This is a genomic window from Allorhizocola rhizosphaerae (assembly GCF_003426775.1).
Taxonomy (GTDB): Bacteria; Actinomycetota; Actinomycetes; order Mycobacteriales; family Micromonosporaceae; genus Allorhizocola; species Allorhizocola rhizosphaerae.
This window is the reverse complement of the sequence record NZ_QJUG01000083.1, coordinates 1-15330: the sequence shown is the minus strand read 5'-3', so window position 1 is coordinate 15330 and position 15330 is coordinate 1. Positions and strand designations below refer to the sequence as shown.

Here is a 15330-nt window from a genome sequence, read left to right as displayed (position 1 = left end):
CGAATGACTATGCGGAGGACAGTATGGGCATCCAGGTAGCAGTGGCGGGCGCCAGCGGCTATGCCGGCGGCGAGCTGCTGCGACTGATCGCCGGCCATTCCGAGTTCGAGCTCGTCTGCGCCACGGCCCACTCGCAGGCGGGTCAGCCCCTATCCCGCGTCCACCCCCATCTCGTGGGCCTCGACCTGACCCTATCGGCCACCACGGCCGATGCTGTCGCCGAGGCCGATTTGGTGTTCGTCGCGCTGCCGCACGGCGAGTCGGCGGCGCTCGCCGCGCAGATCGACGGACCCAAGGTCGTCGACCTCGGGGCCGACTTCCGGCTGCGCGACGCCGAGCTCTGGCAGCGCCACTACGGCGGCGATCACGCCGGCACGTGGACCTACGGGCTGCCCGAGCTGCCCGGCCAGCGTCGCCGCATCGCGGGCTCCGCCCGGGTCGCGGCGACCGGCTGCTACGCCGTGGCGACCACCCTCGCGCTGGCGCCGCTCCTGATGTCCGGGCTCGCCCAGCCCGAAGACGTGGTCGTGGTCGCGGCGTCCGGCACGTCGGGCGCGGGCAAGTCGCCCAAGGCGCACCTGCTCGGCAGCGAGGTCATGGGCGACCTGTCGCCCTACAAGGTGGGGCAGCACCAGCACGTGCCCGAGATCAAACAGGCGACCGGCGCCAAGACCATGTCCTTCACCCCGGTGTTGGCCCCGATGCCGCGCGGCATTCTCGCCACCGTCACCGCGATTCCGACCAGCTGTGACATCACGGCGGGTGTGGTGCGCGAGGTGCTGGTCGATGCGTATGGTGACGAGCCGTTCGTGCACGTGCTGCCCGAGGGGCAGTGGCCGCACACGGCGGCGACGCTCGGCTCCAACAGCGCTCACCTGCAGGCGGCCGTCGACGTCGACAGCGGCCGGATCATCGTGGTGAGCGCGATCGACAACCTCGGCAAGGGCGCGGCAGGCCAGGCGGTCCAGTGCGCCAACCTCATGTTCGGGCTGCCGGAGACCTCCGGCCTTTCTGCCTTCGGGGTGGCTCCATGAGTGTGACGGCACCAAAGGGATTTCGGACCGCGGAGGTCGCGGCCGGTTGTGGCGAAGGGGTGGACGCGTGAGTGTGACGGCGCCCAAGGGTTTTCGGGCGGCCGGCGTGGCCGCGGGGATGCGGGCCAGCGGCACGGCCGACGTCGCGCTGGTGGTCAACGACGGTCCCGACGCCACGGCCGCGGGCGTGTTCACGGCCAACCGGGTCAAGGCCGCCCCGGTGCTGTGGAGTCAGCAGGTGCTCAAGGGCCGCGCGCTGAAGGCGGTCGTGCTCAACGCGGCCGGGGCAAACGCGTGCACCGGGCCGGCCGGCTTTCAAGACACCCACCGCACGGCCGAGCACGTCGCCGGCAAGCTCGGCGCCATGGGCGCAGGCCAGGTCGCGGTCTGCTCCACCGGCCTGATCGGGGTGCGCCTCGACATGCCCAAGCTGCTGTCGGGAGTGGACAGTGCGGTCAAGGCGCTGTCCAAGGCGGGCGGCGACCTCGCGGCCGAGGCCATCATGACCACCGACACCCGGCCCAAGAAGACCGTTGTCCGGGGCGACGGCTGGACCGTGGGCGGCATGGCCAAGGGCGCGGGCATGCTGGCCCCCGCATTGGCCACCATGCTGTGCGTGCTGACCACGGACGCCGTGGCCGATGCCGACGCGCTCGACGAGGCGCTGCGCGAGGCGACCCGGCTGACGTTCGACCGGCTCGACTCCGACGGGTGCATGTCCACCAACGACACCGTGCTGCTGCTGGCCTCCGGGGCGTCCGGGCTGTCGCCCACGCAGGAGGAGCTGACCGCCGCCGTCACCCAGGCGTGCCACGACCTGGCGCAGCAGTTGCTCGCCGACGCCGAGGGGCACACCAAGCGGATCGCGATCGAGGTCGTGCACGCGCTCACCGAGGAGGAGGCGGTCGAGGTGGGCCGGGCCGTCGCGCGCAGCAACCTGCTCAAGGCGGCACTGTTCGGCAAAGACCCCAACTGGGGCCGGGTGCTCGCGGCGGTGGGCACGACCGATGCGGAGTTCGAGGCGGACATGCTCGACGTGGCGATGAACGGGGTGTGGGTGTGCCGGTCGGGTGCAGCCGCGGAGGATCGGTCCAAGGTGGATCTGTCGGGGCCAGAGATCACCATCACCATCGACCTGCACGCCGGTGACGCCCACGCCACCGTGTGGACCAATGACCTGACCCACGATTACGTGCACGAGAATTCGGCTTATTCGTCATGACACCCCAGTCTCGGTTGATCATGAAGTTGGCGTCACGACACGCCGTCGAACATGGACGTAAGTTCATGATCGGCGCGGAAAGGGGGTGGGGGTGTGAGTGATGTGGTGGTGGTTAAGTACGGTGGGCATGCGATGACGTCGCCCGCGTTGCAGGCTTCGTTCGCGGCCGACATCGCTCAGCTCGCGCGCGAAGGAAAGCGACCGGTCGTGGTGCACGGCGGTGGTCCGCAGATTTCGAGCATGCTGGAACGGGTGGGGATCAAGTCACGGTTCCACGCGGGCTTGCGGGTCACCACGCCCGAGACCATGGAGATCGTGCGGATGGTCCTGCTGTCCATCGGCAAGGACCTGGTGCGGCTGATCAACGCCAAGGGCGGGTCGGCGGTCGGACTGTCCGGTGAGGACGGTCATCTCATCACGGCGGTGCCGGTCTCGCACGACATCGGGCTCGTGGGCGAGGCGGGCAACGTCAACCCGGCGCTGGTGGAAAAGCTGCTCGCCGACGGGCACGTGCCGGTGGTGTCGACGATCGCGCCGGACGCCTTCGGGGTACCGCATAATTTGAATGCCGACACGGCTGCCGCGGCGCTGGCGATTGCGCTGGGGGCCACGCGGCTGGTGATCCTGACCGATGTGCCGGGGCTCTATGCGCAGTGGCCCGACACCGACAGCTTCCTGTCGCGGGTGACCGCAGCGCGGCTGCAGGAGCTGATGCCGACGCTGGAGCCGAGCATCCTGCCCAAGGTCGAGGCGTGCCTGTCGGCGGTGCAACGCGGTGTGCCCACCGCGCATGTGGTCGACGGTCGCGTCCCCCACGCGGCCATCAAACTCGATGAAGGGACGACGGTGCTGCCATGACACTTGTTGAGCGGTGGCAACAGTCCATGATGGACAATTACGGTACGCCGTCGATCGGGCTGGTCAGCGGGTCCGGTGCGGTGGTCTACGACGAGGCCGGCAAGTCCTATGTGGACATGCTGTCCGGCGTCGCCGTCAACGTGCTCGGCCACGGGCATCCGGCCGTGATCGAGGCGGTGACCAAGCAGGTGTCGCGGTTGGGGCACGTGTCGAACTTCTTCGTGGCCGAGCCGACCGTCGCGCTGGCCGAGCTGCTGCTCGCGCTGACCGGCCGGCCGGGAAAGGTGTACTTCTGCAATTCGGGCGCCGAGGCCAACGAGGCCGCGTTCAAGCTGTCCCGGCTCACCGGACGCACCAAGGTGATCGCGGCGCAGCAGGCGTTCCACGGGCGCACCATGGGCGCGCTCGCGCTGACCGGGCAACCGTCCAAACGCGACCCGTTCCTGCCGCTGCCCGCCGACGTGGTGCACGTGCCCTATGGGGATGTGGCGGCGCTTGAGGCGGCCGTCGATGCGCAGACCGCGATGGTGATGCTGGAGCCCATCATGGGCGAGGCGGGCGTGGTGCCCGCGCCGACCGGATACCTGGCCGCCGCGCGGGCGCTGACCACCCAGCACGGCGCGCTGCTCGCGCTCGACGAGGTGCAGACCGGCGTCGGGCGCACCGGGCACTGGTTCGCCCACCAGGCCGAGGGCGTCTCGCCCGACATCGTCACGCTCGCCAAGGGGCTGGGCGGCGGGCTGCCCATCGGCGCGACCATCTCGTTCGCGGAGGGCGTGGCGTTCGCGCCTGGACAGCATGGCTCGACGTTCGGTGGCAACCCGATCGCGTGCGCGGCGGCGCTGGCCGTGCTGCGCACGATCGCCGCCGATGGGCTGCTCGACCACGTCAAGCGGATCGGTGAGCGGATCCGGCGCGGCATCGCCGGGCATCCGCTGGTCAAAGACGTGCGCGGGGCGGGCCTGCTGCTCGGCGTGGTGCTGGCCAAGCCGATCGCGGGCGAGGTGGCCGTGGCCATGCGCGAGGCCGGGTTCCTGATCAACCCGCCGCAGCCCGACGTCCTCCGGCTCGCGCCGCCCCTGATCCTCACCACGGCGCAGGCCGACGCGTTCATCGAGGCTCTGGGCGAGGTGCTGGGCTCAAAATGATCAAGCATTTCCTGCGCGACGACGACCTCACCCCGGCCGAGCAGGAGCGGGTGCTGACCATGAAACCAGGCCGCGACCTGGACGGCAGAAGCGTCGCGGTCATCTTCGAGAAGCCGTCGCTGCGCACGCGTGTGTCGTTCGAGGTGGGCATCGCCCAGCTGGGCGGCACGCCGGTGATCGTCGACGCGATCACCACCCACTTCGGGCGCGGCGAGTCGATGGCCGACGCGGCGCGGGCGCTGTCGCGCTTCGTCGACGTCATCGTGATCCGCACGCACGGCGACGACCGGCTCGCCGAGCTCGCGTCCAACGCGACGGTGCCGGTGGTCAACGCGCTCACCGACGGGTTCCACCCGTGCCAGGTGCTCGCCGACCTCATGACGATCCGTCAGCACCTGGGTGGCACGCGGGGGCGGACGCTGGCCTATCTTGGCGACGGCGCCAACAATATGGCCAACTCCTATCTGCTGGGCGGGGTTACGGCCGGCATGCACATTCGCATTTCCAATCCCGCGGGGTTCGCGCCTTCGCAAGAGGTGGTCGCGGATGCCGAGCGGATTGCCGCGCAGACGGGGGGATCGGTGACTCTCGTGACCGACCCGCGCGCGGCGGTGTCCAATGTGGACGTGGTGGCGACGGACACGTGGACGTCGATGGGCATGGAGGGCGACGGGATCGACCGGGTGACGCCGTTTCTGCCCTACCAGGTCAACGCCGAGCTGCTCAAGCCGGTGCCACACGCCATCGTGCTGCACTGCCTGCCCGCCCACCGCGGCGAGGAGATCACCGACGAGGTGATGGACGGCCCGCAGAGCGTGGTGTTCGACCAGACCGAAAACCGGCTGCACGCTCAAAAGGCGCTTCTTGCCTTTTTGGTGGGGGCGCGATGACCGCTCCGCTGTCGCGAGCGGCCCGCCACGCCCGGATCGAAAGCCTCATCCGCGGGCACGACGTGCGCTCGCAGACCGAGCTCGGCGAGCTGCTGGCCTCCGGCGGCGTGCAGGTCACCCAGGCCACGCTCTCGCGCGACCTGGAGGAGCTGCGCGCCATCAAGGTCGGCGGGGTCTACATCATCCCCGAGGACGGCAACCGCCCGCTGCGCCAGGTCGAGACCGGCTCGGCCAAGCTGGTCCGGCTGCTGCGCGAATTGCTCAACGAGACCGACCACAGCGGCAACCTCGCGGTGCTGCGCACCCCGCCGGGCGCGGCGCAATACGTGGCCAGCGCGATCGACCGGGCAGGTCTGCCCGATGTGGTCGGCACGATCGCCGGCGACGACACGATCCTGGTGGTGGCGCGCGAATCGGTGGGTGGCGCCGCGCTGGCCGCGAAGTTCGCCGGTTGGGCCGGCATCGATGAAGGGAACCAGGCACATGAATGAGCGGGCGGTGCTCGCCTACTCGGGCGGGTTGGACACCTCCGTCGCCATCCCGTACCTCGCCGAGACGACCGGTGCGGAGGTGATCGCCGTCGCCGTCGACGTCGGTCAGGGCGGCGAGGACATGGAGGCCATCCGCAAGCGGGCGCTCGCGTGCGGCGCGGTCGAGGCCGAGCTGGTCGACGCGCGCGACGAGTTCGCCGCCGTTTACTGCCTTCCGGCCGTGCGCGCGAACGCGTTGTACATGGACCGCTATCCGCTGGTGAGCGCGCTGTCGCGGCCGCTGATCGTCAAGCACCTGGTGGCGGCGGCTGCCAAGCACGGCGGCACGATCGTGTCACACGGCTGCACCGGCAAGGGCAACGACCAGGTGCGGTTCGAGGTCGGCATCGGCTCGCTCGCCCCGCACCTGAAGGTGATCGCGCCGGCCCGGGATTACGCGTGGACGCGCGACAGGGCCATCGAATACGCCGAAGCGAAGAACCTGCCGATCGATGTGTCGCACCGGTCGCCGTACTCGATAGATCAAAATCTTTTCGGAAGAGCCGTGGAAACCGGGTTCCTGGAGGACATCTGGAACGGGCCGATCGAGGACATTTATGCGTACACGGCCGACCCCGCTTCCCCGAGAGACCCGGACGAGGTCGTGATCACGTTCGACCAGGGTGTGCCCGTGGCGATCGACGGCGAGACCGTGACGCCGCTGCAGGCCATCGCCGAGCTCAACCGGCGCGCGGGTGCGCAGGGTGTCGGCCGCATCGACATGGTGGAAGACCGGCTCGTGGGCATCAAGAGCCGCGAGGTGTATGAGGCGCCGGGGGCGATCGCGCTCATCACCGCGCACCAGGAGCTGGAGAATGTGACCGTGGAGCGCGATGTGGCCCGGTTCAAGCGGTCGGTCGATCAGCGGTGGGGCGAGCTCGTCTACGACGGGCTGTGGTTCTCGCCGCTGAAGCGGGCGCTCGACGCGTTCCTCGACGAGACACAGCGGCATGTGTCCGGCGAGATCCGCATGACCCTGCACGCGGGCCGGGCCGTGGTGACGGGCCGGGCCGTGGTGACGGGCCGGCGCTCGGAGGAGTCGCTGTACAACTTCGACCTGGCGACCTATGACGAGGGCGACCGGTTCGACCAGTCGCTGGCGCGCGGATTTGTCGAGCTGTGGGGACTGCCCTCGCGGCTCGCGGCACAGAGGGACGTTGTCAAATGAAGTTGTGGGGCGGACGGTTTCAGGGCGGACCCGCGGAGGCGCTGGCACGGCTTTCCGTGAGTGTGCATTTCGACTGGAGGCTGGCGCGGTACGACATCGCGGGCTCGCGGGCGCACGCCCGGGTGCTGGCGGCCGCCGGGCTGCTCACGCCCGACGAGCTGGGCCAGGTCCTCGCGGCGCTCGACGACCTCGACGCGGCCGTGGAAACCGGGACCTTCCGGCCCACGGTCGAAGATGAAGACGTGCACACCGCGCTGGAGCGCGGGCTGCTGGAACGGCTGGGCGCGCTGGGCGGCAAGCTGCGCGCCGGGCGTTCGCGCAACGACCAGGTGGCCACGGACCTGCGGCTGTATCTGCGCGACCACGCCCGCGGGGTGGCGTTCTTGATAAAAGAGCTGGCCGACGCGCTCACCGAGCAGGCCGCGCGGCACGTGGACACGCCCGCCCCGGGCATGACCCACGTGCAGCACGCCCAGCCGGTCGTGTTTGGACATTGGCTGCTCGCCCACGTGCACCCGTTGCTGCGCGACCTCGACCGGCTGCGCGACTGGGACGCAAGGGCGGCCGTGAGCCCGCTCGGCGCGGGCGCGCTCGCCGGTTCGGGACTGCCGCTGGACCCGCCGCAGGTGGCCAAGGAGCTGGGGTTCCGCGAGTCGTTCGCCAACTCCATGGACGCGGTGTCCGACCGCGACTTCGTGGCCGAGTTCCTGTTCGTCACGGCCCTGCTCGGCGTGCACCTGTCCCGGCTGGGCGAGGAGGTCGTGCTGTGGACGTCGCAGGAGTTCGGCTGGGTCGAGCTCGATGACGCGTTCGCGACCGGGTCATCGATCATGCCGCAGAAGAAGAACGCCGACATCGCCGAGCTGGCCCGGGGCAAGGCCGGGCGGCTGATCGGCGGGCTGGTCAGCGTGCTCACCATGCTCAAGGGCCTGCCGCTGACCTATGACCGCGACATGCAGGAGGACAAGGAGCCGGTCTTCGACGCGATCGACACGCTGTCGCTCGTGCTGCCCGCGCTGACCGGCATGATTTCGACGATGACCGTGCGGGTCGACCGGCTGGCCAAGGCGGCGCCCGCGGGGTTCTCGCTCGCCACGGAGGTCGCGGACTGGTTGGTGCGAAGGGGAGTCCCGTTCCGGGACGCGCACGAGATCACCGGCCAGCTGGTGGCTTTGTGCGCGGTGCGCGAATGCGAACTGCACGAGGTGAGCGACGACGACCTGGCTTCAGTGAGCGAGCACCTCACACCGGAGGTGCGCGACGTGCTCACCGTGCGGGAGGCGCTGGCGGCACGCATCACGCCCGGGTCCACCGGGCCGGGTCCGGTCGCCGAGCAACTGTCCAAAGTGGTCGAACAACTGCGGGCTTGGCACGAGTGGGCTTCATAGAGGGCTCCGCGGCGGAGGTGGCGCCGCGACTGCTGGGCGCCGTCATCCGCAAGGGCGCGGTGGCGGTGCGGCTCACGGAGGTCGAGGCCTACGCGGGCATCGGGCAGGACGAGGCGTCGCACGCCCACCGTGGGCGCACCAAGCGCAACGACGTGATGTTCGGTCCCGCGGGGCGGCTGTATGTGTATTTCACGTACGGGATGCACTGGTGCGCCAACATCGTGACCGGCCCGGAGGGCGAGGCCAGCGCCGTGCTGCTGCGGGCGGGCGAGGTCATCGACGGCGTGGACCTGGCCGTGTCGCGAAGGGGAGATGGCGTCTCGCCACGCGACCTCGCCAGGGGTCCGGCGCGGCTGGCGACGGTACTGGAGTTGGACGGCGCGGCCAATGGCATCGATGTGTTCGACCCGGCCTCGCCCGTGCGGCTCACTGTCCCCCCAAGACGGGCGCGGTTTGAACAGGGGCCGCGGGTCGGCGTGGCCAAGGAGGCCGAGCGCGCGTGGCGGTTCTGGCTGCCCGGCGACCCGACGGTAAGTGCGTATCGCCCGGGTAACCGGGTCGTGCGATAGCCTGCTGATCCATGCGCCCATGGAAGGCCCCCGTCGAAACGGCCCTGATTCTGCTCGGGTTGTTCCTGCTCGCCTTCGGGCAGCAGCAGCAACTCGGCGGCGACGGCCTCGCGCGGTGGAACGCGCTGCTGCAGCTGTGGCAGCGCGGTGAGGTCGCCGACACGATCTACTCGATGATCGGCCCGTTGTTCGCCACCCCGCTTTACCTGCTCGGGCTGGGCGTGCTGCAGTACTACAACATCATTCTGTTCGCGCTGTCGATCGGTGCACTCTATTTGTTGCTGCGCAAGCACATCGACCGCTCGCTGCTGCGCACGTTCCTGTTGCTCGTGGTGGCGGGCAGCATGATCGCACCGCACGTGCGCAACTTCTACGGCGAGGTGTTCACGATGGTCGCGGTCGGCGTGGGCATTGTGGCGTTGGTCTACCGATTCACCAAGGCCGGATGGGCGGCGGTGATTCTCGGCGCGGCCAACACCCCCGCCACACTGATCGGCCTCGGCCTGGTGTCGGCGGGGGAGAGCGTGCGGTTCAAGCGCCTGCGCCACCTCATTCCGGTGGGCGTCGGCGGGCTCATCGTGGTGTTGGAAATCTGGTTCAGGCGCGGGTTCGACGCCGAATACACCAACAACGTGGTCATCGCGAAAACCGTCATGCCGTATTCGGGCCTCGACGGATTCTCGTATCCGTTCTTCTTCGGGCTGATGGCCATCCTGTTCTCGTTCGGCAAGGGGCTGGTGTTCTACGCGCCGGGACTGCTGCTGCCGGTGCGCAAACGGCTGGACGCGCCGCTGTTTCGGGTTTATCTGCTGTGGATGCTGTTCCTGGCCGGGCTCGTGCTGGCGTATGCGAGTTGGTGGAGTTGGTATGGCGGAGACTATTGGGGCCCGCGCTTCTTCGTGATAGCAATCCTTCCGGCGTCGCTGGCGCTCGCTGCCGTGTTGCGGCACCCCTACCCGAGCGTGCTCGGCAACCTTGGCGTGCTGGCGGTGCTGTTGGTTTCGGTGTGGGTCGGGGCCGACAGTCTCGTGCTGGGTTCGTATTTCCCGCCGGAATGTTTCATCGGCTACTACCAATACGCGTATGTCTGCCATTTCACCTTGGAATTCAGTCAGATCTGGTACCCGATGGTGCGCCCGCCTCACCTGAACCCCGGCCAGCTGGCCGAATTCGCGTACTACGGTTTCGTGTTGGCCTGGCTGGCCGTGCCGCTGCTGGCGCGCATTTGCGCGCAGCTGGCGGATCGGATGTCCAAAGTGGACGTCAAGATGTGGCGTTTTTGAGGTACACCTCGATACCGTCGAGGACGCGCTGCAGCCCGAACTCGAAGCTGCGCTCGGGATCCATGGGCGCCTGGTAGAGCTCGCCCACCTTTTCGCCGACCCGGGTCGCCACCGGGTAGTCGCGCCAATCGACGACCTTCTCCAGCAGCGGCGCAAGCGACTCCCACCACTGCAGGTCGGTCATGCCCGTGCGCTCCTCGGCCTGCGCCGCCTCGATGGCCGTGCGCACCGAGCCGTGCACGTAGTCGCCGATCAGGGCCACGACCAGGTCCATGTCGAGATCGCTGAGCCCTACGCCTTCGACGGCGCGCAGGTCGTGCTCGTAGCGCGCGATCGCATTCGGGCCGAGCACGGGGCGGGCGGTTGCGACCTGCAGCAGCCACGGGTGCCGTAGGTACATCGCGCGTGCGCCCCGTGCGACACGCTCTAGCCGTGCACGCCAGGGCTCATCGGAGTCGGTGCGCGGCATTTCGCCGTACACCCTGTCGATCATGAGATCCAGCAGCTCGGCCTTGCTCGGCACATAGCTGTACAGCGACATGGCCGTGACGCCCAGCTGCTCGCCCACCCGGCGCATCGACACGGCCTCCAGGCCCTCGGCATCGGCCAGGGTGATCGCCGCGCGGGTGATGTCTTCGACCGTCAGCCGGGGTTTGGGGCCGCGTTTCGGGCGCTCCTGTATCCCCCAAAGCAGCTGCATGCTGCGCGTGGGGTCACCTGAGCCGCTGTACTCCTTGGCCACATACGACACCATAGTCAGGCGTCGCGATGACATCGCCAAGATGTCGTCGCGACGTCGTGAACGCCACCTGCTGCGCCGGCGCCGCTTCGCCCTCCTGCCAGGCGCGCGGTGGGCTCGCCTGCGCCCTCGGCGAGCGGTTGGGAGTCGTCAATCGGGCCTGGGCTCTGTCGCCGCCGGGCTGGTCGCTCAGACGATCTGGGGAAGCCGCCCGCTCCACTTGGGCAGCACCCGATCCGCGTCGGTCTCCAGCACCCGCTCCAGCACGGTGGCATAGACGTCGCGGAAATCGGTGGTGTATTTCAAATCGCCACCCCGGTCGAGGTCCTTCAGGTCCGGCGGCTGCCCGTAGATCCCGCCCTTGACGCCATGCCCGAGCAGGAACACATCGGACGCCGTGCCGTGATCGGTGCCGTCGGACGCGTTGGCCTTCACTCGCCGCCCGAACTCCGAATAAACCAACACGACCACGTTCTTGCCCTGCTCCGATTTGGACATCCGGTCGAGGAAGCCGGTCACAGCGCGGTCAAGCATGCCCAACAGCGTCTGGTGCGGCTGCTTCTCGTCGGCGTGGGTGTCGAAGCCGCCCAGCGACACGGAGAACACCCGGGTGGCCACCTTCGCCTCGATGCACTGCGCGACCAGGTTGAACTGCTGCTGGATCGCGGTCTGCCCGCCCGTGCCGGTCGCCTGGGTCTCGCCCGCCTTGGCCCGCTCGGCCGCGTCCTCTATCACGTCCTTGATCAGTTGGTCGACACCCGCCAAGGCCTCGAAGCACGAGGCCGCGCGGGCCTGCAACTTGGGCTCGCCCGGCACGACCTGGCCCAGCCCGCTGATCGACTTCATGTTGAACGTCTTGGGCAGGCGCAGCCCGTTGCCGCCCACCACCGCGCCCGCGCTCGCCTCGCCGGCCAGCAGCGGCGGCAGCACCTGCTCGAACGACACGGCCAGGCGCGGATCGCCGCCTGCGGTATCGAGCCAGCGGCCCAGCCAGCCGGTGTTGCCGGGACGCTCCGGCTCGCCCGTGTGCCAGATGTCCATCGAACGGAAATGGCTGCGATCCGGCTTCGGATAGCCGACGCTGCGCACGATCGCCACCTGCTTGCGCTCGAATGCCTGGTGCATTCCCTTCAGCGCGGGGTTGAGCCCCGCGACCTCGTCGAGCTTGAGCACCTCGCCCTCGTCATAGGCCAGATCGGGCCGCGCCTTGGCGTAGGCGGGGTCGTTGTAGGGGATGACGGTGTTGAGCCCGTCGTTGCCCCCGTAGAGCGTGACGATGACGAGGATCTTGGGCACGCCGGGCGCGAGCCCGGTCAGCTCGCCCGCCGTCTGCATGATCTCCTTCATCGGCAGCCACGTGACGCCCGCGGCGATGGCGCCGGCCCCGGTGACCCCGCTGGCGAGCAGGAACTTGCGTCTGGTCAGAAAGTCCATGACTCTCCTCAATGGACGCTGTACTCGGGGCTGACCAGCCCCAGAGCCAGCATCTTGCGCGAATCCTTGGCGGCGCCGTCGAGCACGGCGCGCGTGCGGGGCGTCCAGGCGTCGACCACGAGCAGTTTCGCCAGCGCGTCGGGCCGGCCCTCCTGCGGGGCCTCGTTGAGCTTGGCGAGCACCGAATTGGGCGTGCGCGCCGCGAGCATCTCGGCCAGGCGCAGCCGCACCTGGATGGAATGGCTCGTCAGCCAGGCCGCCCCATGCGGCCAGCCGCCAACGCTCGGCGGGCGGAACGGCACCTGATCGAGCCCATCGAGGCTGTTCATCAGCTGCTTGCGGTCGTTTTCGGCCAGGGTCGACGGGCGCAGGCCCAGCTGGCGCATCGCCCCGACCGCCCACTCCAGCGGCTGCTTCACCAGCTGCCCACGGGTCGCCAGGAACGCCGGGTGGCTGAACATCGCCAGCAGCATGGTCGTGATGCCCTTGCCCGCGTGGTAGGCGCTGACCAGCTTGTGCAGCACCTCCTCTGGGACCGGGTCGCCCGAGGCGAACCGGAACCACAGCCGGCGGGCCACAAAGCGTTGCGAGGCGGGCAGGTTGAGCAGCACATCGGCGAACCCGTCGGCGTCGAACTTGCCGGTCTGGCCGAGGATCGTCTTCTCGCCGGCGTCATAGCGGCTCATGTCGAGGCGGGTCTTGCCGCTCCCGCGCTCGACCACCCAGCCGGTGAGCGCGCGGGCGCCCGCCTTGACGTCGTCTTCGGTGTAGTTGCCGATCCCGAGACAGAACAGCTCAAGCAGCTCGCGGGCCAGGTTTTCGTTGGGCGCCTTGCGGGTGTTGCGCTGCCCGTCAAGCCACAGGATCAGGGCCGGGTCGCGAACCATCGCCTTCACGAACGCGGCGAAATCGCCCTGCCCGTAGCGGCGGAACGTGTTGTGCTGCAACAGCATCAGGTGGGCCGAGTCGACCTTTTCGATACTGGTGGCCCAGTGCCCGTGCCAGAAGAAGGCCATCTTCTCCTCAAGCTGGCTCCCGGCAACGACCATGCGATCCAGCCACCAGTTGGTGATCGTGGCGATCTGGGTCTCGCGCGTCTTGCGCGCCGCCTCGCGCTGGGCGCCGGTCGCGTCCCGGGGAAGGGAGTCGACGGGATCGTTGGTGATCACGGGGATGGGCGGGCCCAGATTGGGGTCCGACGGCCCGACCAGCCGCGCAATCGTCGCCTCGAGCCCGTCGCGCTCCGCCGCGTCGACCTCTTCGGCCGTGGGGCCGAAGGTCGCCCGGCGGAGCAGATGCGCGAGCTTGTCGCGTTCGGCCATGGGGGAGAGTAAACCGGATCGGTACGCCATCGCGCTAGTTATCGATGCGTGGCCCGCCGGCTGCTTACGGTAAACCTGATGCGGGCCGGGTCCAGGCACGGGGGATAATCGTCGTCGTGACCGACATCCTCGATGATCTGCAGTGGCGCGGCCTGATACAGGACTCGACCGGCCTCGATGAGCTCCGCAAGCACCTGGCCGGCGGGCCGGTGACGTTCTATGTGGGGTTCGACCCGACCGCGCCGAGCATCCATCATGGCAACCTGGTGCAGGTGCTGACCGCGCGCCGGTTGCAGCTTGCCGGCCACCGGCCGCTGCTGCTGGTCGGGGGCGCGACCGGGCTGATCGGTGATCCGAAGGACAGCGGCGAGCGCGTGCTCAACGACCCGGCCGTGGTCGCGACGTGGGTCGACAAGATTCGGCGGCAGGTCGAGCCGTTCTTCGACTTCGAGGGCTCCGTGGCGGCCACGATGGTCAACAACCTGGACTGGACCCAGCCCATGTCGGCCATCGAGTTCCTGCGTGACGTCGGCAAACACTTCCCGGTCAACAAGATGCTCGCCCGCGATGTGGTCCGAAACCGGCTGGAGAGCGGAATCAGCTACACCGAGTTCTCGTACCAGCTGATTCAAGGAAATGACTTTTTTGAATTGCATCGACGGTACGGGTGCAGCCTGCAATTTGGTGGGTCGGATCAGTGGGGCAATATCACCGCGGGCGTCGACTACGTGCGGCGGCGCGGCGCCGGACCGGTGCACGCGTTCACCACACCGCTGGTGACCAAGGCCGACGGGACCAAGTTCGGCAAGACGGAGGGCGGGGCCCTGTGGCTCGACCCGAGCATGACCAGCCCGTACGCGTTCTACCAGTTCTGGTTCAACACCGACGATCGTGACGTGGTGCCGTTCATGAAGATCTTCAGCCTGCGCGGGCGGGAGGAGATCGAGGAGCTGGCGCGGGAGACGGCGGAGAAGCCGTTCCTGCGCGGGGCGCAGAAGGCGCTGGCGGAGGAGCTCACCACGCTGTTGCACGGCAAACAGGAGTGCCAGGCGGTGATCGCGGCGTCGCAGGCGCTGTTCGGGCGGGGTGCGCTGAGCGACCTGCCCGAGTCCACACTGGGCGCGGCGCTCGCGGAGGCGGGCCTCGCGCGGGTGTCGTCGCTGGACAATGCTGCGGTGTTGTTCAGGGAGTCGGGCCTCGCGTCGAGTTTGGGCGATGCGCGCCGTGCCGCGGCCGAAGGCGGCATGTACCTCAACAATGAGCGAGTGTCCGATCCCGACAGTCCACTGAGCAGGGATTCTCTCCTCCATGGACGCTACCTCGTGCTGCGCCGGGGCAAGAAGACCATCGCCGGCGTCGAGCTGGTGTGACACCCATCGCTGCCCGCCGATTTGCGGCGGGCCGCACAAACGCGTAATGTTTTTCGAGCCGGCAACGAGCCGGGCGGGTGTTCAGCCCTCGCAGCAGCGAGAGCCGAAGTGCCGGCCGGGTTGTCGGAGCCCCCAACGATCTAGAACCACAGCGAAGCTGTGTGCTCCGGGTCACCGCCGCCGGATTTGACCAGATAGGTCCGATCGGGTAGTGTTGGGGAGTTGCCCCGGATTGGGTCGCACGGTGTGTGGTCTGGTTTGGTGTGTGTTTGTTTTTTGAGAACTTAACAGGGTGCTTGTTTATGCCAGTGCCAAAGTTTTTGTTTGGTTTTTGACCCCTTTGTTGGGTTGATTCCTTTGGTATGAATGTTTTCA

14 protein-coding genes are annotated in these 15330 nt (G+C 68.6%); 11 read left to right on the top strand and 3 right to left on the bottom strand.

Annotation, left to right across the window (positions count from 1 at the left end; genetic code table 11):
- The first annotated feature begins 23 nt into the window (after positions 1-23).
- The 10 genes from argC to DM816_RS19135 all read left to right on the top strand — a co-directional run bounded on the left by argC (position 24) and on the right by DM816_RS19135 (position 10090).
- A complete protein-coding gene (gene argC, locus DM816_RS19180; protein WP_117211623.1) occupies positions 24-1034 on the top strand; it encodes an N-acetyl-gamma-glutamyl-phosphate reductase in 1011 nt (336 codons plus the stop codon).
- Between the two features lie 67 nt (positions 1035-1101).
- On the top strand, positions 1102-2256 hold the full coding sequence (argJ, locus tag DM816_RS19175; protein WP_117211622.1) for a bifunctional glutamate N-acetyltransferase/amino-acid acetyltransferase ArgJ: 1155 nt from the start codon (positions 1102-1104) through the stop codon (positions 2254-2256).
- A gap of 93 nt (positions 2257-2349) precedes the next feature.
- Positions 2350-3114 carry an acetylglutamate kinase gene (gene argB, locus DM816_RS19170; protein ID WP_281274345.1) on the top strand — a complete coding sequence of 255 codons (765 nt, stop codon included), beginning with the start codon at positions 2350-2352 and terminating at the stop codon, positions 3112-3114.
- Complete coding sequence (locus DM816_RS19165; RefSeq protein WP_117211620.1) at positions 3111-4262, top strand: acetylornithine transaminase; 1152 nt, start codon at positions 3111-3113, stop codon at positions 4260-4262. Before argB ends, DM816_RS19165 begins: the two co-directional genes overlap by 4 nt.
- Positions 4259-5152 carry an ornithine carbamoyltransferase gene (gene argF, locus DM816_RS19160; RefSeq protein WP_117211619.1) on the top strand — a complete coding sequence of 298 codons (894 nt, stop codon included), beginning with the start codon at positions 4259-4261 and terminating at the stop codon, positions 5150-5152. The genes DM816_RS19165 and argF overlap by 4 nt, the downstream gene beginning before the upstream one ends.
- Positions 5149-5643 carry an arginine repressor gene (locus tag DM816_RS19155; RefSeq protein ID WP_117211618.1) on the top strand — a complete coding sequence of 165 codons (495 nt, stop codon included), beginning with the start codon at positions 5149-5151 and terminating at the stop codon, positions 5641-5643. The genes argF and DM816_RS19155 overlap by 4 nt, the downstream gene beginning before the upstream one ends.
- Positions 5636-6850, top strand: a complete 1215-nt coding sequence (locus tag DM816_RS19150; RefSeq protein ID WP_117211617.1) for an argininosuccinate synthase — start codon at positions 5636-5638, stop codon at positions 6848-6850. The genes DM816_RS19155 and DM816_RS19150 overlap by 8 nt, the downstream gene beginning before the upstream one ends.
- Complete coding sequence (gene argH / locus DM816_RS44585; RefSeq protein ID WP_117211616.1) at positions 6847-8238, top strand: argininosuccinate lyase; 1392 nt, start codon at positions 6847-6849, stop codon at positions 8236-8238. Before DM816_RS19150 ends, argH begins: the two co-directional genes overlap by 4 nt.
- Positions 8217-8807, top strand: a complete 591-nt coding sequence (locus DM816_RS19140) for a DNA-3-methyladenine glycosylase (RefSeq protein WP_425455253.1) — start codon at positions 8217-8219, stop codon at positions 8805-8807. The genes argH and DM816_RS19140 overlap by 22 nt, the downstream gene beginning before the upstream one ends.
- A gap of 11 nt (positions 8808-8818) precedes the next feature.
- The gene (locus DM816_RS19135; protein WP_117211614.1) at positions 8819-10090 is read left to right on the top strand and encodes a hypothetical protein; all 1272 of its coding nucleotides are present in this window, start codon (positions 8819-8821) and stop codon (positions 10088-10090) included.
- Here DM816_RS19135 and DM816_RS19130 read toward each other — a convergent pair.
- The 3 genes from DM816_RS19130 to DM816_RS19120 form a co-directional block, all read right to left on the bottom strand.
- Positions 10071-10865, bottom strand: a complete 795-nt coding sequence (locus DM816_RS19130; RefSeq protein ID WP_246002045.1) for a TetR/AcrR family transcriptional regulator — start codon at positions 10863-10865, stop codon at positions 10071-10073. The two genes, DM816_RS19135 and DM816_RS19130, sit on opposite strands and share 20 nt — an antisense overlap.
- Before the next feature lie 153 nt (positions 10866-11018).
- Positions 11019-12263, bottom strand: a complete 1245-nt coding sequence (locus tag DM816_RS19125; protein ID WP_117211612.1) for a DUF1501 domain-containing protein — start codon at positions 12261-12263, stop codon at positions 11019-11021.
- Between the two features lie 8 nt (positions 12264-12271).
- Positions 12272-13585, bottom strand: a complete 1314-nt coding sequence (locus DM816_RS19120; protein WP_117211611.1) for a DUF1800 domain-containing protein — start codon at positions 13583-13585, stop codon at positions 12272-12274.
- A gap of 116 nt (positions 13586-13701) precedes the next feature.
- Here DM816_RS19120 and tyrS point away from each other — a divergent pair, with 116 nt between their 5' ends.
- Entirely contained in the window at positions 13702-14955 is a 1254-nt protein-coding gene (gene tyrS / locus DM816_RS19115; RefSeq protein WP_246002044.1) for a tyrosine--tRNA ligase, read from the top strand.
- Positions 14956-15330 lie beyond the last annotated feature (375 nt).

Excerpts from the sequence above, each read along its gene's own strand:
- argF (WP_117211619.1), top strand. The coding sequence starts at position 4,259 with ATGATCAAGCATTTCCTGCGCGACGACGACCTCACCCCGGCCGAGCAG.
- DM816_RS19155 (WP_117211618.1), top strand. The coding sequence starts at position 5,149 with ATGACCGCTCCGCTGTCGCGAGCGGCCCGCCACGCCCGGATCGAAAGC.
- DM816_RS19135 (WP_117211614.1), top strand. The coding sequence starts at position 8,819 with ATGCGCCCATGGAAGGCCCCCGTCGAAACGGCCCTGATTCTGCTCGGG.
- DM816_RS19125 (WP_117211612.1), bottom strand. The coding sequence starts at position 12,263 with ATGGACTTTCTGACCAGACGCAAGTTCCTGCTCGCCAGCGGGGTCACC.
- argH (WP_117211616.1), top strand. The coding sequence starts at position 6,847 with ATGAAGTTGTGGGGCGGACGGTTTCAGGGCGGACCCGCGGAGGCGCTG.
- DM816_RS19120 (WP_117211611.1), bottom strand. The coding sequence starts at position 13,585 with ATGGCCGAACGCGACAAGCTCGCGCATCTGCTCCGCCGGGCGACCTTC.
- DM816_RS19150 (WP_117211617.1), top strand. The coding sequence starts at position 5,636 with ATGAATGAGCGGGCGGTGCTCGCCTACTCGGGCGGGTTGGACACCTCC.
- argC (WP_117211623.1), top strand. The coding sequence starts at position 24 with ATGGGCATCCAGGTAGCAGTGGCGGGCGCCAGCGGCTATGCCGGCGGC.
- DM816_RS19130 (WP_246002045.1), bottom strand. The coding sequence starts at position 10,865 with ATGTCATCGCGACGCCTGACTATGGTGTCGTATGTGGCCAAGGAGTAC.
- DM816_RS19165 (WP_117211620.1), top strand. The coding sequence starts at position 3,111 with ATGACACTTGTTGAGCGGTGGCAACAGTCCATGATGGACAATTACGGT.